19 protein-coding genes, 3 tRNA genes, 2 pseudogenes and 1 other annotated feature are annotated in these 23,964 nt (G+C 36.8%); of the genes and pseudogenes, 9 read left to right on the forward strand and 15 right to left on the reverse strand.

What is annotated here, in order from left to right; translation table 11 throughout:
• Window positions 1-180: 180 nt before the first annotated feature.
• From apf to yfmF, 8 genes and pseudogenes are all read right to left on the reverse strand, one after another.
• The gene (gene apf, locus EL076_RS09785) at window positions 181-753 is read right to left on the reverse strand and encodes an aggregation-promoting factor (RefSeq protein ID WP_126430126.1); all 573 of its coding nucleotides are present in this window, start codon (window positions 751-753) and stop codon (window positions 181-183) included.
• 296 nt (window positions 754-1,049) lie between these two features.
• The gene (locus EL076_RS09790) at window positions 1,050-1,844 is read right to left on the reverse strand and encodes an energy-coupling factor transporter transmembrane component T family protein (protein ID WP_126430127.1); all 795 of its coding nucleotides are present in this window, start codon (window positions 1,842-1,844) and stop codon (window positions 1,050-1,052) included.
• Complete coding sequence (locus tag EL076_RS09795; protein WP_003095315.1) at window positions 1,837-2,679, reverse strand: energy-coupling factor transporter ATPase; 843 nt, start codon at window positions 2,677-2,679, stop codon at window positions 1,837-1,839. Before EL076_RS09795 ends, EL076_RS09790 begins: the two co-directional genes overlap by 8 nt.
• Window positions 2,655-3,485 (reverse strand): energy-coupling factor ABC transporter ATP-binding protein, encoded by an 831-nt coding sequence (locus EL076_RS09800; protein WP_048788071.1) that lies wholly within the window; start codon window positions 3,483-3,485, stop codon window positions 2,655-2,657. Before EL076_RS09800 ends, EL076_RS09795 begins: the two co-directional genes overlap by 25 nt.
• 12 nt (window positions 3,486-3,497) lie before the next feature.
• On the reverse strand, window positions 3,498-4,040 hold the full coding sequence (gene pgsA / locus EL076_RS09805; RefSeq protein WP_003095242.1) for a CDP-diacylglycerol--glycerol-3-phosphate 3-phosphatidyltransferase: 543 nt from the start codon (window positions 4,038-4,040) through the stop codon (window positions 3,498-3,500).
• Between the two features lie 12 nt (window positions 4,041-4,052).
• Window positions 4,053-4,910 (reverse strand): annotated as a pseudogene (locus EL076_RS09810) (helix-turn-helix domain-containing protein).
• Window positions 4,911-4,968: 58 nt separating this feature from the next.
• Window positions 4,969-6,246 (reverse strand): EF-P 5-aminopentanol modification-associated protein YfmH, encoded by a 1,278-nt coding sequence (yfmH, locus tag EL076_RS09815; protein WP_126430128.1) that lies wholly within the window; start codon window positions 6,244-6,246, stop codon window positions 4,969-4,971.
• A gap of 1 nt (window position 6,247) precedes the next feature.
• Window positions 6,248-7,498, reverse strand: coding sequence for an EF-P 5-aminopentanol modification-associated protein YfmF (yfmF, locus tag EL076_RS09820; RefSeq protein ID WP_003095235.1), 1,251 nt, complete (start codon window positions 7,496-7,498; stop codon window positions 6,248-6,250).
• Window positions 7,499-7,575: 77 nt separating this feature from the next.
• On the opposite strand from yfmF, the gene yaaA reads away from it, so the two are divergent.
• A complete protein-coding gene (gene yaaA, locus EL076_RS09825; RefSeq protein WP_048788073.1) occupies window positions 7,576-7,953 on the forward strand; it encodes a S4 domain-containing protein YaaA in 378 nt (125 codons plus the stop codon).
• 2 nt (window positions 7,954-7,955) lie between these two features.
• Complete coding sequence (recF, locus tag EL076_RS09830) at window positions 7,956-9,056, forward strand: DNA replication/repair protein RecF (RefSeq protein WP_003095277.1); 1,101 nt, start codon at window positions 7,956-7,958, stop codon at window positions 9,054-9,056.
• Between the two features lie 182 nt (window positions 9,057-9,238).
• Here recF and guaB read toward each other — a convergent pair whose 3' ends face one another.
• From guaB to trpS, 3 genes are all read right to left on the reverse strand, one after another.
• Window positions 9,239-10,720, reverse strand: a complete 1,482-nt coding sequence (gene guaB / locus EL076_RS09835; protein ID WP_003095297.1) for an IMP dehydrogenase — start codon at window positions 10,718-10,720, stop codon at window positions 9,239-9,241.
• Window positions 10,721-10,994: 274 nt separating this feature from the next.
• Window positions 10,995-11,459: an IS200/IS605 family transposase gene (gene tnpA, locus EL076_RS09840; RefSeq protein ID WP_126430165.1), complete on the reverse strand. Its 465-nt coding sequence runs from the start codon at window positions 11,457-11,459 to the stop codon at window positions 10,995-10,997.
• A gap of 203 nt (window positions 11,460-11,662) precedes the next feature.
• Complete coding sequence (gene trpS, locus EL076_RS09845; protein ID WP_126430129.1) at window positions 11,663-12,685, reverse strand: tryptophan--tRNA ligase; 1,023 nt, start codon at window positions 12,683-12,685, stop codon at window positions 11,663-11,665.
• 43 nt (window positions 12,686-12,728) lie between these two features.
• Window positions 12,729-12,970: a binding site (T-box leader), on the reverse strand.
• A gap of 143 nt (window positions 12,971-13,113) precedes the next feature.
• Between trpS and EL076_RS09850 the strand changes: the two genes are divergently transcribed.
• The 4 genes and pseudogenes from EL076_RS09850 to EL076_RS09865 all read left to right on the forward strand — a co-directional run bounded on the left by EL076_RS09850 (window position 13,114) and on the right by EL076_RS09865 (window position 19,758).
• Window positions 13,114-13,986, forward strand: a complete 873-nt coding sequence (locus tag EL076_RS09850; protein WP_126430130.1) for a YitT family protein — start codon at window positions 13,114-13,116, stop codon at window positions 13,984-13,986.
• Between the two features lie 66 nt (window positions 13,987-14,052).
• Entirely contained in the window at window positions 14,053-15,675 is a 1,623-nt protein-coding gene (locus EL076_RS09855; RefSeq protein ID WP_003095259.1) for an ABC-F family ATP-binding cassette domain-containing protein, read from the forward strand.
• A 49-nt stretch (window positions 15,676-15,724) separates the two neighbouring features.
• Complete coding sequence (locus EL076_RS09860) at window positions 15,725-18,319, forward strand: YfhO family protein (RefSeq protein ID WP_126430131.1); 2,595 nt, start codon at window positions 15,725-15,727, stop codon at window positions 18,317-18,319.
• Between the two features lie 224 nt (window positions 18,320-18,543).
• A pseudogene (locus tag EL076_RS09865) lies at window positions 18,544-19,758 on the forward strand (ISL3 family transposase).
• A gap of 78 nt (window positions 19,759-19,836) precedes the next feature.
• Here EL076_RS09865 and EL076_RS09870 read toward each other — a convergent pair.
• Window positions 19,837-19,910 (reverse strand) — tRNA-Asn (locus tag EL076_RS09870).
• A gap of 21 nt (window positions 19,911-19,931) precedes the next feature.
• Window positions 19,932-20,003: transfer RNA gene (locus tag EL076_RS09875), tRNA-Glu, on the reverse strand.
• A gap of 183 nt (window positions 20,004-20,186) precedes the next feature.
• On the opposite strand from EL076_RS09875, the gene EL076_RS09880 reads away from it, so the two are divergent.
• Window positions 20,187-20,260 (forward strand) — tRNA-Arg (locus tag EL076_RS09880).
• A gap of 25 nt (window positions 20,261-20,285) precedes the next feature.
• On the opposite strand, the gene EL076_RS09885 is transcribed toward EL076_RS09880, so the two are convergent.
• A complete protein-coding gene (locus EL076_RS09885) occupies window positions 20,286-20,969 on the reverse strand; it encodes a YoaK family protein (protein WP_048787910.1) in 684 nt (227 codons plus the stop codon).
• A 15-nt stretch (window positions 20,970-20,984) separates the two neighbouring features.
• The gene (gene rlmH / locus EL076_RS09890) at window positions 20,985-21,464 is read right to left on the reverse strand and encodes a 23S rRNA (pseudouridine(1915)-N(3))-methyltransferase RlmH (protein WP_064519445.1); all 480 of its coding nucleotides are present in this window, start codon (window positions 21,462-21,464) and stop codon (window positions 20,985-20,987) included.
• A 193-nt stretch (window positions 21,465-21,657) separates the two neighbouring features.
• On the opposite strand from rlmH, the gene EL076_RS09895 reads away from it, so the two are divergent.
• Window positions 21,658-22,893, forward strand: a complete 1,236-nt coding sequence (locus EL076_RS09895) for a S1C family serine protease (RefSeq protein WP_064519421.1) — start codon at window positions 21,658-21,660, stop codon at window positions 22,891-22,893.
• A gap of 65 nt (window positions 22,894-22,958) precedes the next feature.
• A complete protein-coding gene (locus EL076_RS09900; protein WP_064519422.1) occupies window positions 22,959-23,726 on the forward strand; it encodes a ParB/RepB/Spo0J family partition protein in 768 nt (255 codons plus the stop codon).
• Window positions 23,727-23,964 lie beyond the last annotated feature (238 nt).

The following is a 23,964-nucleotide window of genomic DNA, read 5'->3' on the forward strand; positions in this document are numbered from 1 at the left end:
TCCCTCCTAGCTAATTCTAGTTACATTCATCATAACCTAGTAATATTACTGCCGATTATTTGTATTATGTCTAATGTTACAATGACTTATCATTTTAATAAAAAAACGCCAAAAATCTGGCATTTTTTCCTTATTTGTATGATGTTTTACAAGTTTTCCTCATAAGTCAGTAATAATGATTTAGTACCAACCATGAGCATTCCAGAAAGCAAGAGCTGCTGTCCATGAACCATAACGGCTTGCTACATAATTATCTGCTACTTTTTCTTGATTTTCAGGAGACAAGTCTCCGTTCAAATATGATGATGCTAATTGGTAACGTCCATAATATTGCCCATTTTGAGCTGTATAGCTACCGCTTGACTCACGTTGTGCGATTTCTTCTTTAGCAGCTGCCTCTGAAGAAGAAAGATTTGTATTGGTTGCTTGAGTATCTTCACTTTGTGTAGACTCTGTTGATTGTGTTGATTCAACAGCTGCTTCTGTTGTAGCTGAAGGTTCTGCTGGCTCTTCAGTGGTTTCATTAATCGTTAAGTTTTGACCAATAGAAATCTTATTAGCATCTTGAATGCCATTTTTTGAGACGATTTCGTCCACTGTCGTACCATTCTTCTTAGCAATAGCTGAAAGGGTATCTCCTTTTTGAACTGTGTAAGTTTCTGCATTAGCTAACGCTGTTGCTCCAAGTGTTGCCACTGTAACAAGTCCAAAAAGACCTAATTTTTTAGTGTTAGATGTATTCTTTGTTTGCATGATGATGCTCCTCTATCTATTTATAGTCCAATCCATACTAGTCAAAGTTATTAAATTATTTTATTTATGACCAATAGGTTAATCATCTGGCTTATTCTCTATAGGAAATTTTTAATTCAGATTAAGCTGAAGAACTATAACCATGTATCTATAATACCGTGCAAATATAACATCCTCTTGTTAGAGATATTAAAAATATTACAGGTAGTTTAGGATTAGACGAAAAAGAACGCCTACGTAGACGTTCTTAAAATACTTATAGGTCTTAAGACCTAGTTTTTATTCATTCTTACGAATTAACTCTTAAAATAAAAAAGTATTAACCCTAAAGTTACAATAGCAGCAATTGACAAGGTATCTCGACCGTTCCATAAAAGTCGACGATATCTTGTTCGCCCCTCACCACCTTGATAACCTCTGGCTTCCATAGCTATAGCCAGAGCATCTGCTCGTTTAAAGCTAGATGCAAATAAAGGAACTAAGATTGGTATAATTGACCGAACCTTTTGAATAATATTTCCTTCACCAAAATCAACACCACGCGCCTTCTGAGCATTCATAATACGCGTTGTATCGTCCATCAAGGTTGGTACAAAACGTAAACTCAAAGATAACATTAGACCAATTTCATGTGCCGGTACTTTAAAAATAGTCAGCGGTTTTAAAAGTAACTCTACTGCATCAGATAAACTTAACGGCGTGGTTGTTAGAGTAAGTAAGGTGGAAAAACTAATAATGAGTATAAACCTGAGAAATATCATCCAACCTTGATTTAAACCAACTTCCGTAATCTTAAAAAAGCCGATGGACCAAAGCACACTCCCTCTTGTATTGAAGAAAACTTGGAACAGGGTAGAGAATAATATAATCCAAATCATCGGTTTAATACCACCCAAAAAGAAACTAAGCTTAATTTTAGACAAGAAAACCAAGAAAAGTGTAAATAAAGTTATTACAGCATAAGTTAAGGGATTATTAGCCCAAAAGATAATAACAATATAAATCAGCATGGATAATAATTTACTTCTAGGATCTAATCGGTGTATAAAAGAATCACCAACAATATAACGTCCAATAATTAACTTATCCATGAACCAACACCTCTACGAATTCCTCTATTGTAATAGGAAGACTTTCAAAGCTATAACCTTTTTCTTGTAATTCTAGCGCGAACTCTGTGATTTTAGGAACACCTAACTGCTTTTCTTTGAGAAAAGTGACTTTTTGAAAAACATCTTTAGGAGTTCCCGACAACACTAGTTGCCCTTTTTCCATAACATTCACAGCTGTCGCATAATCGGCAACATCATCCATCAAGTGAGTAACTAAAACAATCGTCATTCCAGAAAGATGTAACTCCTTAAAGAGAGACATCAATTCCTTCCGGCCCTGTGGATCTAGACCGGCAGTCGGTTCATCCAGCACTAGAATATCTGGTTGCATAGCTAGAATTCCTGCGATGGCAACACGTCGCATTTGTCCCCCTGATAAATCAAAAGGATTCTGTCCATGAAACTCTTCCGGGAGTCCAACTAATTTTAGACTTTCAATAGCACGTTGTTCTGCTTCTTCCTTAGAAACTCCGAAATTTTGAGGTCCAAAGGCAACATCTTCTAAAACAGTCTCTGCAAATAACTGACTTTCTGGAAATTGAAAAACTAAACCTACCTTCTTACGAATTGGTTTTATGTCCTTATTCTTTGATTGACTGGTTATGATCGTATCATCAACGTGAACCTGACCACTAGTGGGTAAATAAAGACCATTCAAGAGCTGCATAATAGTAGATTTACCACTTCCTGTATGTCCAATAAAGGCTGTATATGAACCATCTTTTATCGTCGTCGTCATATCAAAAAGGGCACGCCCCTCAAAAGGAGTACCCGCTTGATAGATATAACTTACATTTTCGAGAGAGATTCCCATAATTGTTCTACCAATTCCTTTTCTGTCAGATAGTCTTCACAATCTATCAGACCTTTATTTCTTAGCTTTTTAGTTAATAATGCACTAAAAGGGATATCCAAACCTAAGTCAACTAACTCTGAGCCTCTACTAAATAGTTCACGAGGACTTGAAACAGACTCCACTTTACCTTTTTTCAAAACCAAAACACGGTCACTCAAAGCGACCTCATCGAGATCATGAGTAATTGATAAAACAGTCATTCCGTATTCTTTACGAATAGCTTTAATAGATTGAATCAATTCCTGGCGACCCTCTGGATCAAGCATGCTAGTTGCCTCATCCAAAATCAAAATAGATGGTCTCATAGCTACAATACCTGCGATAGCCACACGTTGTTTTTGACCTCCAGATAATCTAGCTGGCTCTCTATCCTTAAATTCTGACATTCCTACAAATTCCAGAGCCTCTTGAACTCTTGAAGCCATTTCTTCATAGGGAACACCTTTATTTTCAAGACCAAAAGCAACATCGTCTTCAACAGTTGCCCCAACAAATTGATTGTCTGGATTTTGAAAGACCATACCAATCTTATCACGTATATCCCAGACGTTCTCTTCTGTTAATTCTTGACCATCAACGATAATCTGCCCAGACTCTGCCACTAATAGTCCGTCAATAAGACGTGCTGTCGTGGATTTTCCAGATCCGTTATGGCCTACAATGGATAACCATTCCCCACGTTTCACGTGAAACGATACATCATTCAGGGTATAGGAGGTTTGATCTTGATTATATTTAAATTTTAAATTTTTTATTTCAATCATTTGTTTATCGTACTACTTAAATGTGTCCTTAAACAAGAAACCTGCACCCTTGAAATAATCATAGCCTGAGTAAATCGTAAAGAATAAAGCTACATACAGCATGATTGTCCCTACAAAATGTACGTGACACAATAATAAAATGATAGATAACATCTGAGTCACTGTCTTAATCTTACCAGGCATAGCTGCAGCGAGAACTGTACCACCGTTTTCGACTAACAAAAGACGAAGTCCTGTAACTGCCAACTCCCGACAGATGATAACTGAAACAACCCAAGCAGGAGCTTGATTAATACCTACTAGCATAATAAAAGCTGACATTACCAACATTTTATCCGCTAAAGGATCTGCAAATTTCCCAAAATTAGTAACAACATGCCATTTTCGTGCCAAATAGCCATCTAAATAATCTGTAATACTGGCAATAGCAAAGACAACTGCTGCAGCAATATGCATCACATTGCTCGACGCAAGTGATGTCATCAATAAAAAGATGGGAATTAAGACAATTCTAGCAAGTGTCAATAAGTTAGGTAAATTTTCTTTTTTAAACATTTCTTCTCGATTCTATTGGATTCTTAATGTTAGGTAGCTAGGTGTATTTTGATCTAGTTGAAATAAATCAAGTGACTCCCCATTTACCTTTAGATTAACTTTTTAAGATTGAGCGATAATAATTTGAGTTGTTTTGATTTTATCAGAAAAATCTAGAGAGTATTTTGATTCATTCGTTTTTGAAAGATAATAACTCTCTGAAGTATCTGAGTTGTCTACAGAAAACCATGTATCGTTACTATTTTCTGATAACTCCACTTCTAAAACTACTGAAGATTTTACATTGGAGAAATCAACCATTAATTGATTTCCTTAAGTTGTCGTTGTAACATTGGCCCCCGATACTGTAACCTCAGAAATGCTTCGAGACGACTTAGCTCCACCTACAATTGATAAGTGATTAACTGTAGAGATCGTATTGAGTTTAATCACCTGAGGTTGATTAGAGAGGTGTCTAATAATAATATATCCAACTGAACAGATGATAAGTAATGAAACCGCACTCAGAATTAGTAAAGGTAGATAGTTAGACTTTCTTTTTTCTTCACGTTTATGCTTTAAAAAGCGTGACATGGGAGCTTTAGCAGCTAAGGTATCTTCCTTACGTTCAACTGGTTTCTTCTCTTTTTTTAGTTTTTGCTCATTCTGTCTCTGCTCCTCAAACAGACGTTTTCCATCTAAACCAACCGAAGTGGCATACTTTTCAAGCGCCTCTTGCTGAATGTCCTCTGGCAAAGCTTTAAGTTGATCCATTTCCATAGCCAGAAGAAACTGAGCTTCGACTCCAGAAATTTTTTCTACATCATATAAACTTAACTCTTTCTTTATACGCGCTGCACGTAGTTGCTCACCTAGAGAGTGTAACTTCATTTTTCCCCTTTCTAATATTCTTCTTTGTTTTCGTGTCTCTATTATAGCAAATAATCACTTATTTAGGGAAGACAACAAAATCGGTAATCTCCATATTTGAGAGATAGTGATTCAAAAAATCCTTCAACTCCTTGGAAGTAATGCCCATCAGTTCCTGACCAAAATCAAAGTATGTTTTATCATTCTCAAAATAAGCTAGATATTGGCTTCCTAAATTCTGGATATTGTCTAGACTACGTAAAAATTCACCATACAAAGCTTTCTTTTGCAAATCCAATGCCTCATCCGTCAACAGTCTTTTTTTATCTGCCGACGTCATCACTTGACGAATTAAGCTTGACATACGGATAGGTTCTGCAGTGCCCATAGTCATAATGACAAATGAATATCTACTAGATACCTCATATTCAATTGACACAGACTCATCTATTTTTCCTTCAGCATACCATTTTTGGTAATAAGGAGATGTCCAGCCAAACAGTAAATTAAACAATAACTGTACCAGTATGTTTTCTCTCATACGATTATCAGTAAAAGGAACACTCTTAAAACCAATGGCTAGCTTTGAGATGAAAATCTCCATTTGAAGACTATCTAATTTTTGGACATCTGACTCAATGGGGTTCTTTTCTTTTTCAACTATTCTCTCAGGTAGTGTAAACTCGCTTTGTTTTTCATTGACAAAAGTGTAAATATCTTCAACATCAAAATCACCTACCAAGACGAGATGACAGTTTGCTGGTCTGTAAAAGCAGTCAAAATTATCTTCCAAGTCATTTACAGTAATTTTTTCAATGCTATCAACACTTCCAGCAATGTCTCGCCCTAATATAGTATTAGGATACAAACTTTGTAAACAACCCAAATATACTCTATAATCAGGATCATCCTGATACATATTTATTTCTTGTTCAATAATTCTTTTTTCATGGTTGACAGCATCTTCGGAACTTGTAAACTTCGATGTAAACTTTAATAAAAGTTCTAAAGACTCCTCAAAGTGATCAAGGGTAGAGAAATAATATGTTGTCTTATCCAAGGTTGTAAAAGCATTGACATCAGCTCCAAGCTTGACAAAATCCAATGTCACATCCCTTCCCTGCTCATCCTCAAATAGCTTGTGTTCAAGAAAATGAGCAATACCTGCAGGATAAGATTGTAACTCACCATCAATATAAAAGTGATTATCTAGCGCCCCAAAATTCGTTGACAGAAAGGCGGCTTTTTCTAAAAATCCTTTTTTCTTAATAATTGATAAAGACATACCATTATCTAAAATTGCTGAATAAACTTCTTCATCAATTTTTTGATAATAACGTTTCTTCAAAGCAGGCATTCTAAGACACTCCTTCTAAAAAGAACAAACTCTGTAGCTTAACTTGACGTGCTACACGGCAAACATCTTTTTTAGTAACCTTCTCAATCTCATCTAGCCAATTCTCCAATGAAAGACTTTTATCACCAAAAATCACCTTATTAAAACGTTGTTCCACTAATGTTAAGGAATGATCTTCAGAGAGTAGGGCATTCATTCGTATGATTTTTTTGGTTTGATTCAGTAGAGAACTTGAAAAACGTCCTAATTTAATGTAATTCAATTCTCTACTAATTCCTCGCATAGCCTGATTTCTATTAGATTTTTCAATTCCAGCGTAAACTTCCAGTAAACCTGTAAAGATATCAAATTGACTACTAATTGAATAAGCCAATCCTTCCTTTTCTCGAAGTGTTGTAAACAAGACTGAATGGGCAAATTCACCGAACATGGCATTTAATACAATTAAAGCAAAGTAATGTTTATCTCCATATTGACACGGAAATTGGTACCCTAGATGTAAAATAGATTGACTACTCTGTCTAGGTTCTATCTTTTCTTTCACAACATTGACATAAGGTTGACTATAGCTAAACTGTAAATCAACTTGACGTCCTTCCAAAGGAAAACGATGTAAAGCTTGGAGTACTTGATAATCATCAAATTCTCCAACCATAAAGATATCAATACGATCTCTTGTCAACATACTTTGAAATTCTTGATAAGCTGTAAACGAGGTCTCTGCTTCAACAAGTTCTGCTTGACCATATTTTGGAACTTTCAAGCCCTCGTTTACAAAATAAAGCTCTCTTCCTTTAACTTCACTGTAATAGTAATTATTTTCTGTGTCAACATCCAGGTAGGTCATTAAATTTTGTTTTTCTATATCAAATACTTTATTTTGGTATTGAGCTACCCTTGACAGTGGCTTGTAAAGACACTCTTTCAAAAAACCTAGCACTTCCCAAAATAATCCATCATTCGTAGGGATAAAGGCATCTTTCAGATATGTCAACTCGATGTCAACACTATGTGTCAATCCTTTAGTTGACACTCTAGTTGACAACTGTGTTCCATAAAGAGAAGCTAGTCTCTCTTTAAAAGACTGTACTGTTGGATACGTCTGATTGGCTGTAGCCAACATTTGTGAAACTAGGGCTCGTTTAGCAATTGTTTGTTTATTCAAAGAACCTGTCATTCGAAAAACAATACGATTAGTTTTATATTTTTGTGTTGGAATGAAGTGTACATAGACACCATCAGCAATTTTCATTGATAACCTCTAAAAAGTTTATGCTTCCAATTATACCATTTTTATGCTATCTTATCTCAAGAGAAAGTTGAGGTACTATGGAATATAAATTATTTGATGAATACATCACACTACAAGCACTTTTAAAAGAATTAAGTATCATTCATAGTGGCGGAGCTATTAAAGGTTTCTTGGCTAAGAATACCGTTTTATTCAATGGTGAGGATGAAAAACGTCGTGGAAAAAAACTTCGTTATGGAGATGTTATTACCATTCCGTCTGAGGAACTTGAAATAACGATTGTAGCTCCTACTACAAATGAAATTGAAAAACATCAAAAAGCAGTCGCTGAAAAAGCACGTGTTGCTGCCATTGTTAAAAAAATGAATCAGGATAATAAAAAGAAACAAAAAGCACATCCGTCAAAAGAAAGCAATAAAACTAAACGAAACCCCGTTCGTTTCCCAGGAACCTAACTATGTGGCTCGAAAAAATTGATATTCAACACTTTAGAAATTATACTGAAGCCTCTGTGAGCTTCTCACCTCATCTCAATATTTTTCTTGGTCGCAATGCTCAAGGAAAAACAAATATTCTTGAGGCTATCTATTTTCTAGCATTGACACGTAGTCATCGGACCCGCTCAGATAAAGAACTAATTCAATTTCAGCAAAATACTCTAAAACTGAACGGCATCGTGCATCGTCATAGTGGTAAGCTACCTCTGGAAATCAGTTTATCTAATAAAGGACGCATAACAAAGGTTAACCACCTCAAACAAGCTAAATTATCCGATTATATCGGTCACATGACAGTGATTCTCTTTGCTCCTGAGAATTTACAACTTGTAAAAGGATCTCCAAGCCTAAGGCGTAAATTTATAGATATTGATTTAGGACAGATTAAGCCTGTTTATCTCTCAGACCTATCAAGTTATAATCATGTACTCAAACAACGTAATGCCTATCTCAAATCTACTGACAATGTAGACATTAATTTCCTCTCAGTGTTAGATGAACAGCTTTCCGATTTTGGAACACGAGTTATCGAACATAGACTAGAATTTATCAAGCAATTAGAGGAGGAGGCCGATAGACATCATAGTAACCTCTCAAATCAGATAGAGCGCCTTAAAATTTCCTACGAATCTAATATCCCACTGGAAAATAACAACGTTATTCGCGAATCATTTTTAACCACGTTAAAGCAAAATCACAAAAGAGATATCTTCAAAAAGAACACTGGTGTTGGTCCGCATAGGGATGATTTAACATTTTACATTAATGACATGAACGCATCTTTCGGTAGTCAGGGGCAGCAACGTAGTCTCATACTTTCTTTAAAAATGGCTGAGATTGCTCTGATAAAAAAAGTAACAGGTGAATTTCCTATTCTTCTCCTCGATGATGTCATGAGTGAGCTTGACAACCACCGTCAACTTAAACTGTTAGAAAGTATTGGCGAAGAGGTTCAAACCTTCATGACGACAACTTCACTTGATCATCTGAGTAACCTACCACCTGATTTAAAGACCTTCTTAGTTAAGAACGGTAATATTTATGAAAAACAAGTCGATTAAACGACTTGTTTTTCTATTTTTTGGTAATTAACACATGTGACAAGCATCACCCAACAAGTTGTAAATTATTTTCGCCTGAACCCTTTTATCAAAAACTATACTCACGTAAATATGTTGTAAACTTATTGTAAAGGTTCCTGTACACAAAAAGTACTTATCTGAGATAAGTACTTTTATGTTTATTAATGAGCTGAGTAGTTAGGTGCCTCGTTGGTAATTTGAACATCGTGAGGGTGACTTTCAATAAGTCCTGCACCTGACATTTCAACAAACTGAGCTTTGTCATGTAAAGCTTGGATATCTTCTGCTCCTGTATAACCCATACCTGCACGTATACCACCAATCAATTGGAATACGATATCAGCAGCAGAACCTTTATAAGCTACACGGCCTTCAATTCCTTCTGGAACAAGTTTATTCGCTTCATTAACTGCACCTTGGAAGTAACGATCGCTTGATCCCTTCTTCATCGCTGCAATTGATCCCATACCACGGTAAGATTTGTATTTACGTCCTTGGAAGATCTCAGTTTCACCTGGTGCTTCATCAGTACCAGCAAACATAGAACCAAGCATTACAGCATTACCACCTGCTGCGAGAGCTTTTACAATATCACCTGAGTATTTGATACCGCCATCAGCAATGATTGTTTTTCCGTATTCACGCGCAACGCTTGCAGCATCGTAAATAGCAGTGACTTGAGGAACACCTACACCAGCAACTACACGTGTTGTACAAATAGAACCTGGTCCGATACCTACTTTAACGACATCGACACCTGCTTCATAAAGTGCACGCGCACCTTCAGCTGTTGCAATATTTCCTGCAATCAAAGTACGGTCTGGGAAGTGGGCACGAATTTCAGCAATTTTACGAAGAACTCCTGCTGAATGACCATGTGCAGTATCAATAACAATAGCATCTGCCCCTGCTTCAAAGAGAGCTTCTGCACGTTCAAAAGTATCAGAAGTAACCCCAACAGCACCCGCTACCAAAAGACGACCAAATTCATCCTTAGCTGCATTAGGAAACTCAATAACTTTTTCGATATCCTTAATAGTAATGAGTCCTGACAAACGACCTTCTTCATCAACTAAAGGCAACTTTTCAATGCGGTGCTCATGAAGAATACTTTCAGCTGTCTCAAGATCTGTTCCAACTGGAGCAGTGACTAATTTCTCAGAAGTCATATGTTCTGAAATTTTTGTATCGTAATTAGAAATAAAACGCATATCACGGTTTGTGATAATACCAACCAATTTACGATTTTCAAGTGTCTCAACAATTGGAACTCCTGAAATACGGTAACGTTGCATCAACTCTTCAGCTTCAGCAACTTTATGTTCTGGTGTTAAGAAGAATGGATCAATGATGACACCATTTTCAGAGCGTTTTACTTTGCGAACTTCTTCAGCTTGTTCCGCAATAGACATGTTTTTGTGAATAACACCCAAGCCACCTGCACGAGCAATTGAGATAGCCATCTTACTATCTGTCACTGTATCCATGGCTGCAGTGATAATTGGAATATTTAATGTCAAATTTTTAGCTAATTTCGTCTTCAAGTTGACGTTGTTTGGTAGAACATGACTTTCCGCAGGAATAAGCAATACGTCATCAAAAGTGTAACCTTTTTTCAAGAATTTAGTGTCCCAATTTGACATTATAATCGTCCTCTTTTCTCAAAGTTTTGAGGTACAAAAACCCCAGTCTATTTTTTAATTGATAATATCATATCATGCTAAACAGATTTGTCAACAGATTTCGCACCAGATTATAAGAAAACCTTTTTCCAAATCATAACCACCCGTCTAACGGGTGGTTTGACCAAGGGCTATAAGCCCATAATACCAGCCAGCGCCTAAAGACGCTGGCTTTCACTTTGTTCAAGCCTTATTGCTTTTGACTCGTCACAAGCCTCTCAAAGAGGCATTCGCATTACTTACCGTTATCCCTAAAGGGATTTTCATATTCTTTCACGCTTAATTTATCTAAAGCGATATCATGCTTCTCTTGTTCCTGAATATATTTCTTAATTGTGGCTTCATTAAGTCCTACCGTACTTACATAATAACCTTCTGCCCCAAAATGTCTGTTCCCAAATTTATATTTTAAATTGGCGTGTTTATCAAACATCATTAATGCACTTTTACCTTTTAAATATCCCATAAAACTAGCTACACTCATTCGTGGTGGAATACTTACTAACATATGGACATGATCTGGCATTAAGTGGCCTTCTATTATTTCAACGCCTTTATATTGGCATAGTCTATGAAAAATCTCTCCCAGACTACTCCTATATTGATTATAGATTATTTTTCGTCTATACTTAGGTGTAAATACAATGTGGGACTTACACATCCATTTTGTATGTGATAAACTGTGAGCTTTTTGCGCCATAGTCTTAACTCCTTCCGCTTTACAATTGGCTTGAACACCTATAATGTAACTCGTTTGGAGTTTTTTTGTTATGACGGTATAACCTTCGATGCGCACCCGCATAGCGGGTGGTTTATCTGTTTCGCACCTTCGGAGCGAAACGGACTTAAAGTCACATAATAAAAATAGGGGTCCAGATAATCTGGAGTCCCTATTTTTATTTCTTAGAAATATTTAATTCCCATCGCTTCTTTTACTTCTGCTAATGTTTGTCCAGCAACCTCGCGCGCAGCTTGACTTCCGTTTTCAAGCATACGGAAAACTTCCCCCATATCCTTGGCATACTCTAAACGACGTTCACGAATTGGAGTCAACTCACGTTCTAAAATTTCTAGAAGATAACGTTTTGTTTTCACATCTCCCAAACCACCGCGCTGATAATGTTCCTTCATTTCAGCAATTGTAACAGCATCCTCTTCGCGACCAAAGATATCAAGATAATGGAAAACCATATTACCTTCGATTTGGCCTGGATCTTCCACACGAATATGATTTGGATCAGTATACATGCTCATTACTTTTTTACGAACAGTATCCTCATCATCTGAAAGGAAGATTCCATTCCCTAAGGATTTAGACATCTTAGCATTACCATCTAGACCTGGGAGGCGTCCTGCAGCTTCATTTTCAGGGTAGATTCCCTCTGGCTCAACCAAAATATCACAATTATAAGTATGATTGAAGCTACGTGCAATTTCACGTGTCTGCTCAATCATTGGCTTTTGGTCATTACCGACAGGAACATAATTTGCTTTAAAGGCTGTGATATCAGCTGCCTGAGAAATTGGATAAACTAGAAAGCCTGTTGGAATCGATTCTCCAAAGCCTTTTTGAGCAATTTCCGTCTTAACCGTTGGGTTACGCTCTAAACGTGCCAATGAAACTAGGTTCATGTAATACATAGTCAACTCAGCCAACTCAGGAATCTGACTTTGAATGAAAATGGTTGACTTCGCTGGATCCAATCCTACAGAAAGATAATCTAAAGCAACATTTCCAATCGATTCTTTGATGATTTCTGACTCTTTTGCGTGATCCGTAAGAGCTTGCTGATCAGCCAAGAAGACAAACATGTTATATTTATCTTCGTTTTGTAAAAGGACACGATTTTTTAAACTACCAACATAGTGTCCTAGATGAAGTTTCCCTGTTGGACGGTCTCCCGTCAAAATAATAGGTTTCGCCATGTAATTACCTCTCTAATACAAAAAATCCCCACGCAAAAATATGCGTGAGGGCGTTAATCACTTTTGATACGCGGTACCACCTCAGTTGATAACTCTTTGTAAAGCTATCATCTCAAAACTTCTCAACAAAGAAGTTGCACGGTAAGGGGTGCCAAACCTAACGTTTATGTGTTCACGTTACTCGTCAATTTTCCTCAGCCCATTCATTCCACCTTCATACTGGTTTACACCTACCACCAGCTCTCTAAAAAAGAAAGGAAGAATTACTCTTCTGATGACTATTATTCTACATTGTTTTATCTATTTTTGTCAAGATTATGTCTATAGTTTCACGTGAAACACAACCTCAGATACAACCAAAATAGTCATTACTTGACGGAAACTTAAAAAGACTTGATAATAAGAATATCATTTCTAGGAGATAATATATGAAACGTCGAATAATAGACATATTTTTAGTTACACTCGGTTCTTTTATTGCTGCGGTTGGCTATAACTCACTTTTAGTTAAGAATAATATTGCTTCAGGTGGTGTCGGAGGGCTAGCCATTAGTTTAAATGCCCTTTTTGGTTGGAATAATGCTAACTTCGTCTTAGCAACAACCATCCCTTTGTTAATTTTATGTTGGTGCTTTCTTGGCCGCGAAGTTCTCCTAAAAACCTTCTATGGGTCTCTTGTCTTCCCAACTTTTATCAAATTAACTGAGGGCTTACCTACACTCACCAAACAACCTTTGTTGGCTGCTATTTTTGGTGGGATTGTATTAGGGTTAGGACTAGGAATAGTCTTTTATGGAAATTCCTCAACTGGAGGAACTGGAATTATCACGCAAATTCTCAACAAGTATACACCACTCCCGCTAGGAATGGTACTACTTATTGTCGATGGAATCATTGTCGCAATCAGTACCATTGCCTTTCCTCCTGATACTGTTATGTATTCCATTCTCTCACTTGGAGTTGTTTCTCTTACAATTGATAAAATGATGGTCGGACTCAATTCATCACGAAATCTTCTAATCATTTCGCAAAATAGTGAACAAATCCTAAACTACATCACTAGAGTCGCTGATCGAGGAGCAACAAAAATCCCAATTCTTGGTGGACATACCGGACATGCACAGAACATGATTATGACTACCTTGTCAACTCGTGAGGTTCCAAAAGTTCAAGGAGAAATCCAAAAAATAGATGAAACTGCCTTTATCGTCATTGTTCCTGCTTCTACAGTTATGGGACGTGGATTTAGCCTCCAAAAAGATTACCAAAGAGTTCCAAATGACTTTATTAATCCCTTGTAAAATCAATTGAAATAAAGTCTAATTTCTCGTAAAATAGTAGTTAAGAATAAAAATAAAGGATATTATATGCTTACTGTATCAGATGTATCGCTTCGTTTTAGCGATCGTAAACTTTTTGATGATGTTAACATTGCCTTCACGCCAGGTAATACTTACGGTCTTATCGGTGCTAATGGTGCTGGTAAATCCACTTTTTTGAAAATTTTAGCTGGTGATATTGAACCAACAACAGGACATATCTCGCTTGGTCCTGATGAACGTCTTTCTGTCCTTCGTCAGAACCACTTTGACTATGAAGAAGAACGCGTTATCGATGTTGTTATTATGGGTAATGAACGCCTCTACGATATCATGAAAGAAAAAGATGCTATCTACATGAAAGAAGATTTTTCAGATGAAGATGGTGTCCGTGCTGCTGAATTAGAAGGACTCTTTGCTGAATTGGGTGGTTGGGAAGCTGAAAGCGAAGCCTCACAATTGCTTCAGAACCTAAATATCTCAGAAGACCTTCACTATCAAAACATGAGTGAATTGGCTAATGGTGACAAGGTGAAGGTGCTCCTTGCAAAAGCACTATTTGGTAAACCAGATGTACTTCTTCTTGACGAACCTACCAATGGTCTTGATATCCAGTCAATATCTTGGCTTGAAGATTTCTTGATTGATTTTGAAAATACGGTCATTGTCGTATCCCATGACCGTCACTTCTTGAATAAAGTGTGTACGCATATGGCCGACCTTGACTTTGGTAAAATCAAACTCTATGTCGGTAACTATGACTTCTGGAAACAATCTTCAGAATTGGCTGCACGCTTGCAGGCTGACCGTAATGCCAAAGCAGAAGAAAAAATTAAGGAACTTCAAGAATTCGTTGCACGTTTCTCTGCCAACGCTTCAAAATCTAAACAAGCGACTTCTCGTAAAAAGATGCTTGATAAAATTGAGCTAGAAGAAATCGTCCCATCAAGTCGTAAATACCCATTTATCAATTTCAAAGCAGAGCGTGAAATCGGTAATGACCTTCTAACAGTTGAAAATCTCACTGTTAAGATGGATGGTGAGACTATTCTTGACAACATTAGTTTCATCTTGCGACCAGGAGATAAGACTGCCATCATCGGTCAAAACGATATTCAAACAACTGCATTGATTCGTGCCCTTGCCGATGATATTGACTACGAAGGTACAATCAAATGGGGTGTTACTACTAGCCGCTCTTACCTTCCAAAAGACAATTCTAAAGACTTTGCATCTGGTGAATCAATTCTCGAATGGCTCCGTCAATTTGCCGAAAAAGGTGAAGATGATGATACCTTCTTACGTGGATTCCTTGGGCGTATGCTCTTCTCAGGAGATGAGGTTAATAAATCTGTCAGTGTTCTCTCAGGGGGAGAAAAGGTACGTGTCATGCTTTCTAAACTCATGCTTTTGAAATCTAACGTCCTTCTTCTAGATGATCCTACTAATCACTTGGATTTGGAATCAATCTCAAGTCTGAATGATGGCGTCCGTGACTTCAAAGAGTCTGTTATCTTTGCCAGTCATGACCATGAATTTATTCAAACAATAGCGAACCACATCGTAGTTGTTTCTAAAAATGGGGTAATTGACCGTATTGATGAAACTTATGATGAGTTCCTTGAAAATGAAGAAGTGCAAGCTAAAGTCAAAGCACTATGGGCTGATTAAACTATAAAAAGATGCAGGTTGGGATATCCCAACCTGTCTTAGTATCATTATGACAAATAAAAAATACCATACGACTTTATTATTTTATCTGGCTGCTTTTTTCTTGCCAGTACTAATCATGATAGGGGTGCTGTATTGCCAAAAAATCTATCCTGGTAGTGAGCGGACTATTTTAACAAGTGATGGTTTTCATCAGTATGTGATTTTTGCAACTGGACTTAGGAATATACTTCATGGAGATGGAAGCCTCTTTTACACCTTTACAAGTGGGCTAGGTCTTAATTTCTATGCTCTAACAAGCTATTACTTAGGTTCCTTCTTGTCTCCACTTTACTATTTCTTTACGGTCAACCAAATGGCCGATGCTTTTTATTATATAACACTGCTTAAGTTCGGTCTTATTGGGCTATCAGGAGCTTTTAGCTTTAAGCGTCTCTTTACAAAAGTGTCAAGAAGTTTCATCCTATGTCTTTCTACAGGATTTTCTTTGATGAGTTTTGCTACTAGTCAGTTAGAAATTAATACCTGGCTAGATGCCTTTATTCTAGCCCCTCTAATCATATTAGGTTTACACCTCTTACTAAGATTCAATAGACGGGGCTTATACTTTTTTAGTCTAACCTGCCTTTTTATCCAAAACTACTATTTTGGATATATGATGGCTATTTTCCTAACCCTTTACACCATAGTACAATTGATAACTATCAAGGGATGGAAGAGTAAGATTCTTCATTTCATAGACTTTGGAATTATTTCTATACTTGCTGGTTTAAGTAGTGCTGTCATGCTACTACCAACGCTACTTGACTTGACCACACATGGTGAAAAATTTACAGGTGCGTCAAGTTTGTTGACAGAGTCCACCTATTATTTTGACTTCTTTGCGAAAAATCTCGTTGGAGTTTACGATACTACTAAATTTGGATCAATCCCTATGATCTATGTGGGAATCTTACCTTTGATTCTTTTTCTACTTTTCTTTATTAGTAGGGAAGTCAAGATATCATTACGTCTAGGTTATCTCCTATTAGTAGCTTTCTTTATCGCTAGCTTCTACTTACAGCCTCTTGATTTGTTTTGGCAAGGAATGCATGCCCCCAATATGTTTCTCCATCGCTATTCTTGGCTACTATCTCTCCTAATTGTTCTTTTGGCAGGAGAAACACTCAACCGAATAAAAAACTTTTCTTTTAAAAGACTCCTCCTATCTTTCTTAGTATTGAGTACCTCTTACTTACTAACTTGGATTTTCCAATCTCACTATAGCTTTATTGAATCAGTCTCCTGGCTATTAAGCCTAGCATTTCTTCTAGCCTATGCCATTCTATTTATTAGCTATTTTAGACAGCAAATTCCTGGTAGTGTTTTTCGCTGTTTCACCTTCTTATTCTGCATTTTTGAGCTTGCATTAAGTACTTACTATGTTGTTGGAGCTCTGGGAAATGAGTGGGTATTCCCAACTCGTGAAGGCTACCTACGAAATATGTCTTCCATTACAAAACTAGTTTCAGATACTAAGCAAGCGAATAAGACTTTTTACCGTACTGAAAGGTTAGAAGCTCAAACTGGTAACGACAGTATGAAATTCAATTATTATGGTATTTCTCAATTTTCATCCATTCGAAATACTGCTTCAAGCTCAACACTCGATAGGTTAGGCTTCAAATCTGAAGGGACTAATTTAAACCTACGTTACCAAAATAACACCATTATCTCTGATAGTCTCTTCGGAATAAAATATAATTTATCGAACTTTGACATTAATAAGTATGGTTTTAATCACGTAACTTCTGAGAAAACAATGGGGCTTTATCAAAATAATAATGCAAGCCAGCTTGCTATCTTAACTGATGGCATTTACAACAATATTGACCTCACTGTCAATACGCTTGACAATCAAACTAGCTTGCTAAATGCCCTATCTGGACTCAACTTAAACTATTTTAAACGAGTTCCATCTCAACTCTTTGATCAAGATGCTAAGTCTTTGAATCAGCGCGTGGCTAAAAACGTTAGCAACTCGAATAAAGATTTTGTTACAATAACCTATCGAGTCATCGCTCCACCACATAGTCAACTCTATGTTAGTGTTCCTAATATTTCTTGGTCCGATGACAATAACCACTCTCTGTCAATTACTGTAAATGGTGTGACAAGAAATCAAGTTACTGACAATACCTTTGATTTCTTCGATCTTGGTTACTTTGAAACAGAAGCAATGGTTACCATCAAACTTAGTTTTCCTGGCAATAAAGCAATATCCTTTGATAATCCTAGTTTTTATGCCCTTGATACTAAAAACTATCAGATAGCTATGGATACTATTAATGACCGTGATAGTAAGGTTACGACGTCAAATAATAAAGTGTTCGTTGATTATAGTAGTAAAACGAATGCCTCACTATTCTTTACCATTCCATACGATAAGGGGTGGACAGCGACCATAAATCATAAAAAAGTTAAGATTCAACGCGCCCAAAAGGGGTTCATGAAAGTTGATGTCCCTAGTGGGAAAGGTAAAGTTGTTCTAACCTTCATTCCCTATGGTCTTAAGACAGGTTTATTGATTAGTCTATTGGCAAGTATCATATTTTGTTGCTACGCTTATTTCATCAGAAAAATAACTATTATTCGAAACAGCTGATTATCTTAAATTAAATAGGTCTGGGACAATTGTTCCAGACCTATTTATCTTTGGGTACAAAAAAAACGGCTCTATAATTTCTGTAGTGGGTAAAACCACTGTAGAGATTATAGAGCTTTTTAAGTGTACACAAAAAGTCCCATAAGAACTATAATGAAAAGCAACCAAACCATCATTAGGAAGAACTTATGAGACTTATTAAGAATACCACAGAACTAATCTGAATTAAAGACCAAAATATCATTATTTCACTTGTTTTTGAAACTGACACTCATATCGAGATTCAAGCAAAACTTGATTACCCTGCACCATCATGTCCTCACTGCCAAGGAAAGATAATCAAATATGACTTTCAAAGACCTTCTAAAATTCCTCTTCTCGAACAAGCGGGAACGCCGACACTGCTACGTCTGAAGAAACGTCGGTTTCAGTGTAAAAGTTGTAGGAGAATCACGGTGGCTAAGACATCAATCGTTGAGAAAAACTGCCAAATCTCAAATCTAGTCCGTCAAAAGGTCTCACAACTCCTAACTGAGAAGATGTCACTAACGGATATTGCCAGAAGACTTCGTGTATCAACATCCACTGTCTATCGTAAGCTTGATCAGTTTTCTTTCAAGGAACATTTTGATAAACTCCCAAGGGGTATGTCCTGGGATGAGTTTGGTTTCAAGAAAGGGGAATTATCTTTTGTTGCTCAGAACTATGAGACAAACAAACTCATAACTATCCTTGATAATCGCCGTCAAACCACTATACGAAACTACTTTTTGAAGTATCCTTTGAAAGCACGCCAAAAGGTACGGTTTATCACGATGGATATGTCAGGAGCCTATATGCCCCACTAGCTCGAAGGCTTTTCCCAAATGCCGAAATCATTATTGATCGTTTCCACATCATCCAGCACCTTGGTCGAGCCTTTTTAAAGACAAGAATTGCCATTATGAACCAATTTGATAAGAAGTCACTACCCTATCGAACCTTGAAAAATCACTGGAGACTCTTCCAAAAGGACAGCCGTAAACTCTCTTTCAACTCTTTTTATTCAAAGACTTTCCGCCAAACTTTAGCACCACATGAAGTCGTTGAGAAGACACTAGGCTTTTCAAAAGAGCTTACTGACTACTATACACTTTATCAGCTTTTGCTTTTTCACTTTCAGGAGAAGAGAGTAGATGAGTTCTTTGAGCTGATAGAGGAAAATAGAAGCAAAGTCAATCACTATTTTCAAACGGTCTTTAGAACTTTTCTTAGACACAAACAATACATCCAAAATGCACTAGAAACAGACTATTCAAACGCAAAACTGGAAGCTACCAACAAGTTGATTAAAGACATCAAACGGTTGGGCTTCGGTTTTAGAAACTTCATCAACTTTAAGAAACGTGTCTTCATCACTCTGAACATAAAAAAGAGAAGACCTATCAGGTCCTCTCTAGATGTTAGCTTTTCGTCACCCACTACAGTTGACAAAGAGCCAAAAAAACTCAAGCTATACAACTCGAGGTGTCTTATCACTCCGCCAGTAGGACTCGAACCTACGACATCATGATTAACAGTCATGCGCTACTACCAACTGAGCTATGGCGGATAAAACTGCTAAGTAGCAAAATAGTCCGTACGGGATTCGAACCCGTGTTACCGCCGTGAAAAGGCGGTGTCTTAACCCCTTGACCAACGGACCAAGTTTTGAGATTTTTATCTCGCTGACACTCTTATTATTATATCAGAGTATTCGATTTTGTCTATACTTTTTTTCAAAAAAAAAATTAATTTTTGCTGAATTTATTCGAATTTTACGTTAGTTTTTATCTAGCTTTTACAAAGTATTGACATGTTGCTATATATTTTGTAAACTAAAGTTATTGGTCCCATAGCTCAGCTGGATAGAGCATTCGCCTTCTAAGCGAACGGTCGCAGGTTCGAATCCTGCTGGGATCAGATGAAAAAACGCAATCTAGAATTTCTAGTTGCGTTTTTCTTTTGCTTCGATAAATAGAAAATAATTTAAAATAAACAAGGGGAGCAAAGTTGTATATAGACTGTATTCATATAAATATTGGGCAAACCAAGTTGATGCTGCGACTCCCACCATAAAGGTAAAGATGATAATAGTAGTGTAAGAAGCTTGTTTTAGTACTTTAGGATCACTCTCACCAATAGCTCTTGCAACTGTTAGGGAAGTATTAGTGATATTACCAGTCATCATGAAGGAGGCATAATTTACTCCTCTGACCCGCTTAAAAATCCCTACCTGAAGAGAGGCAAAGAAGGCCAAGCCTGCAATCGTAATAGTAGAATCAACGTAAGGTGTAATAATGGCGAGAATAGTCATCAAGAGAAAGGCAAGTCTAATCGCTTGCAAATGCCATCCCCATTTATGGTTAATAAGCCACTTCTTAACAAAAAAAACAAAAAACTGACCTAAAACAAAGAAAAAAATAGGTATTACATAACTAAAAGCTCTTGCAATATGCCCTTCAACAAGGTGAATGACTAAATAGAGGAGATTCCCTGTCTGGATACTTGCAAATCGTCCGTCTTGAGTATTGTATGTGTAGGCATCAATAAAGCCTCCTATATAACTAACTAGAGTTGCTACTCGTAAACCTTCAAAAACACGATAGGAGCGTTTTTTCATTTTGAACATGTTGATTTCCTTTTTCTACTTATGATAAGGACTTCCTTGCTGAATCATGAATGCGCGATAAATTTGTTCCACTAATACAAGGCGCATAAGCTGATGAGGAAAAGTCAAGAGACCAAAACTCATCAATTGATTAGCCCTCTTTTTCACTTTAGGGGATAGCCCCAGACTCCCCCCTATAATAAAAGTAATATCTGAATAGCCTCTAAGGGTCGCTTGCTCTAACTCTTTGGCAAACTTTTCTGAGGGAAATTGCTTTCCCTCAATTGCTAAGGCAATGACGTAATCACGGTCACCAACCTTAGCCAAAATACGCTGTCCTTCTTTGTCTAGGATAGCTTTATTTTCAGCTTCGCTTGCATTATCAGGCGTCTTCTCATCAATCAACTCTATAGACTCAAATTTTGTGAAGCGTCCTAGCCGTTTGATATACTCTGAAATGCCATCTTTCAAATATTTTTCTTTCAATTTTCCAACGGTAATCAATTTAACTTTCATAGCTTCATTATAGCACATATCCACAATCTTTTAACACCTTATCCACACCTTTTCATATTTCATATCCCCTATTTATTCCATCTAGAATAGCCTATCATCTACTTTTCCACAGATTGTGGATAACTTTCAAAAAAATCACTTTATGATATAATTAAGCTTACTTTGATATGTTTATCAAAAAGGAGGAATAAACGTGAAAAAATTTAACTGGAAAAAAATAGTAACGCCAATTGCAATGCTAGTTATTGGCTTACTTGGTGGTTTACTTGGTGCCTTTATCCTACTAACAGCAGCTGGGGTATCTTTTACCAATACAACAGATACAGGAATCAAAACGGCTAAGACCGTCTACAGCAATACAACAGATACAACTAAGGCTGTTAAGAAAGTACAAAATGCTGTTGTTTCTGTCATCAATTATCAAGAAGGTTCATCTTCAGATTCTCTAAATGACCTTTATGGCCGTATCTTTGGTGGAGATGATAATTCTGACTCTAGCCAAGACAAATCAAAAGATTCTGATGGGTTGCAAGTCGCTGGTGAAGGTTCTGGGGTCATCTATAAAAAAGATGGTAAAGAAGCTTATATCGTAACCAACAACCACGTTGTCGATGGCGCTAAAAAACTCGAAATCATGCTTTCAGATGGATCAAAAATTACTGGTGAACTCGTTGGTAAAGATACTTACTCTGACCTAGCAGTTGTCAAAGTTTCTTCAGATAAAATTAAAACCGTAGCGGAATTTGCAGACTCAAACTCTCTAACAGTAGGTGAGAAGGCAATTGCTATCGGTAGCCCACTTGGTACTGAATATGCCAACTCAGTAACAGAGGGAATCGTTTCTAGCCTTAGCCGTACTGTAACTATGCAAAACGACAATGGTGAAACTGTTTCAACAAATGCTATCCAAACAGATGCTGCTATTAACCCTGGTAACTCAGGTGGTGCCTTAGTCAATATCGAAGGACAAGTTATCGGTATTAACTCAAGTAAAATTTCATCAACGTCAGCAGTCGCTGGTAGCGCCGTTGAAGGTATGGGATTTGCCATTCCATCAAACGATGTTGTCGAAATCATCAATCAATTGGAAAAAGACGGTAAAGTTACACGACCAGCCCTAGGAATCTCAATGGCCGATCTTAATAGCCTTTCTAGCAGTACAACTTCTAAATTAGATTTACCAGATAAGGTGAAATCTGGAGTTGTTGTCGGTAGTGTTCAGAAAGGTATGCCAGCTGACGGTAAACTTCAAGAAAATGATGTTATCACTGAGATTGATGGTAAGGAAATCAGCTCAAAAACTGATATTCAAACCAATCTTTACAGCCATAGTATTGGAGATACTATCAAGGTAACCTTCTATCGTGGTAAAGATAAGAGAACTGAAGATCTTAAATTAACAAAATCTACAGAAGACTTATCTGATTAATCATTGACAAATCTGTCAAAAGACCTTTACAATAATGTAAAGGTCTTTTTTGGGAAAGGAACACCATGTCAGAACAACTCAAAACTTTACCTATTAGTGAAATTTACCCCAATCCTTTTCAACCTCGTCTAGAATTCTCCGATGAAGAGTTAGTAGAACTAAGTCAGTCAATATCAGAAAATGGTTTAATACAACCAATTATTGTACGAAAATCTGACATTATTGGTTATGAACTAATTGCTGGAGAAAGACGTTTACGTGCCTGTAAACGTTTAGGGATGACAGAAATCCCTGCAGTTGTAAAGAAAGTTACAGATCAAGAGAGTCGTAAACAAGCTATTATTGAAAATTTACAACGATCAAATCTCAATCCTATCGAAGAAGCAAAGGCCTATCGTAATTTAATTGATGAGTTAGCTTACAGTCACGAGGAACTCGCTAAAGCTATGGGGAAATCTAGACCATATATTAGTAACACTCTTAGACTACTACAACTTCCGCGAGAGATACAAACTAGTATTGAAAACGGAAGTCTGAGTCAGGGACATGCTAGAGCACTCTTAGCTGTTGAGGATTCTCGAAAGCAGTTAACCATCTTTCAGCAGGTTTTGGCTGAAAGATGGTCTGTTCGTACTCTAGAAAAAAAACTTCAAGAACTTCCTAGAAAACAAAAATCTAAAAAAGATATCCATATAAAAGATAAAGAAAAAGAACTTGAAAAATCACTAGGTCTTCCCGTAACTCTACGTTATCACAAAACTCACTCGGGAACGATTCAAATACACTTTTCGACGGAAGAAGATTTTAACAGAATTATCAACAAGCTTATCTAGGCTGTTAATTGTGGAAAAAGGTGAATCAGACTTATCCACATCGTGAAAATGATGCCCTCCCTTTATTTTAGAGGGATTCTTTTTTTATCAACAGACTGTGGATAACTTTTATTCCCAGTGTGAATTATTTTTTATGCCTGTGGATAACCTCACAAACTTTTCTCTTTCTGACCTGTGGAAAACTTTTTTGTTTTATGATAGAATCAGAGGACAAGAATAAAGAAGGAGAATTGATAGA

This window comes from Streptococcus vestibularis (genome assembly GCF_900636445.1).
Taxonomy (GTDB): Bacteria; Bacillota; Bacilli; order Lactobacillales; family Streptococcaceae; genus Streptococcus; species Streptococcus vestibularis.

Bases quoted from the DNA above. Each gene is read 5' to 3' on its own strand.
- EL076_RS09855 (WP_003095259.1), top strand. From the start codon at position 14,053: ATGCTTACTGTATCAGATGTATCGCTTCGTTTTAGCGATCGTAAACTT.
- EL076_RS09790 (WP_126430127.1), bottom strand. From the start codon at position 1,844: ATGGATAAGTTAATTATTGGACGTTATATTGTTGGTGATTCTTTTATA.
- EL076_RS09850 (WP_126430130.1), top strand. From the start codon at position 13,114: ATGAAACGTCGAATAATAGACATATTTTTAGTTACACTCGGTTCTTTT.
- yfmH (WP_126430128.1), bottom strand. From the start codon at position 6,246: ATGCCTGCTTTGAAGAAACGTTATTATCAAAAAATTGATGAAGAAGTT.
- EL076_RS09860 (WP_126430131.1), top strand. From the start codon at position 15,725: ATGACAAATAAAAAATACCATACGACTTTATTATTTTATCTGGCTGCT.
- tnpA (WP_126430165.1), bottom strand. From the start codon at position 11,459: ATGGCGCAAAAAGCTCACAGTTTATCACATACAAAATGGATGTGTAAG.
- EL076_RS09885 (WP_048787910.1), bottom strand. From the start codon at position 20,969: ATGTTCAAAATGAAAAAACGCTCCTATCGTGTTTTTGAAGGTTTACGA.
- rlmH (WP_064519445.1), bottom strand. From the start codon at position 21,464: ATGAAAGTTAAATTGATTACCGTTGGAAAATTGAAAGAAAAATATTTG.
- pgsA (WP_003095242.1), bottom strand. From the start codon at position 4,040: ATGTTTAAAAAAGAAAATTTACCTAACTTATTGACACTTGCTAGAATT.
- guaB (WP_003095297.1), bottom strand. From the start codon at position 10,720: ATGTCAAATTGGGACACTAAATTCTTGAAAAAAGGTTACACTTTTGAT.
- EL076_RS09800 (WP_048788071.1), bottom strand. From the start codon at position 3,485: ATGATTGAAATAAAAAATTTAAAATTTAAATATAATCAAGATCAAACC.
- yaaA (WP_048788073.1), top strand. From the start codon at position 7,576: ATGGAATATAAATTATTTGATGAATACATCACACTACAAGCACTTTTA.
- trpS (WP_126430129.1), bottom strand. From the start codon at position 12,685: ATGGCGAAACCTATTATTTTGACGGGAGACCGTCCAACAGGGAAACTT.
- EL076_RS09795 (WP_003095315.1), bottom strand. From the start codon at position 2,679: ATGGGAATCTCTCTCGAAAATGTAAGTTATATCTATCAAGCGGGTACT.
- yfmF (WP_003095235.1), bottom strand. From the start codon at position 7,498: ATGAAAATTGCTGATGGTGTCTATGTACACTTCATTCCAACACAAAAA.
- apf (WP_126430126.1), bottom strand. From the start codon at position 753: ATGCAAACAAAGAATACATCTAACACTAAAAAATTAGGTCTTTTTGGA.
- recF (WP_003095277.1), top strand. From the start codon at position 7,956: ATGTGGCTCGAAAAAATTGATATTCAACACTTTAGAAATTATACTGAA.
- EL076_RS09900 (WP_064519422.1), top strand. From the start codon at position 22,959: ATGTCAGAACAACTCAAAACTTTACCTATTAGTGAAATTTACCCCAAT.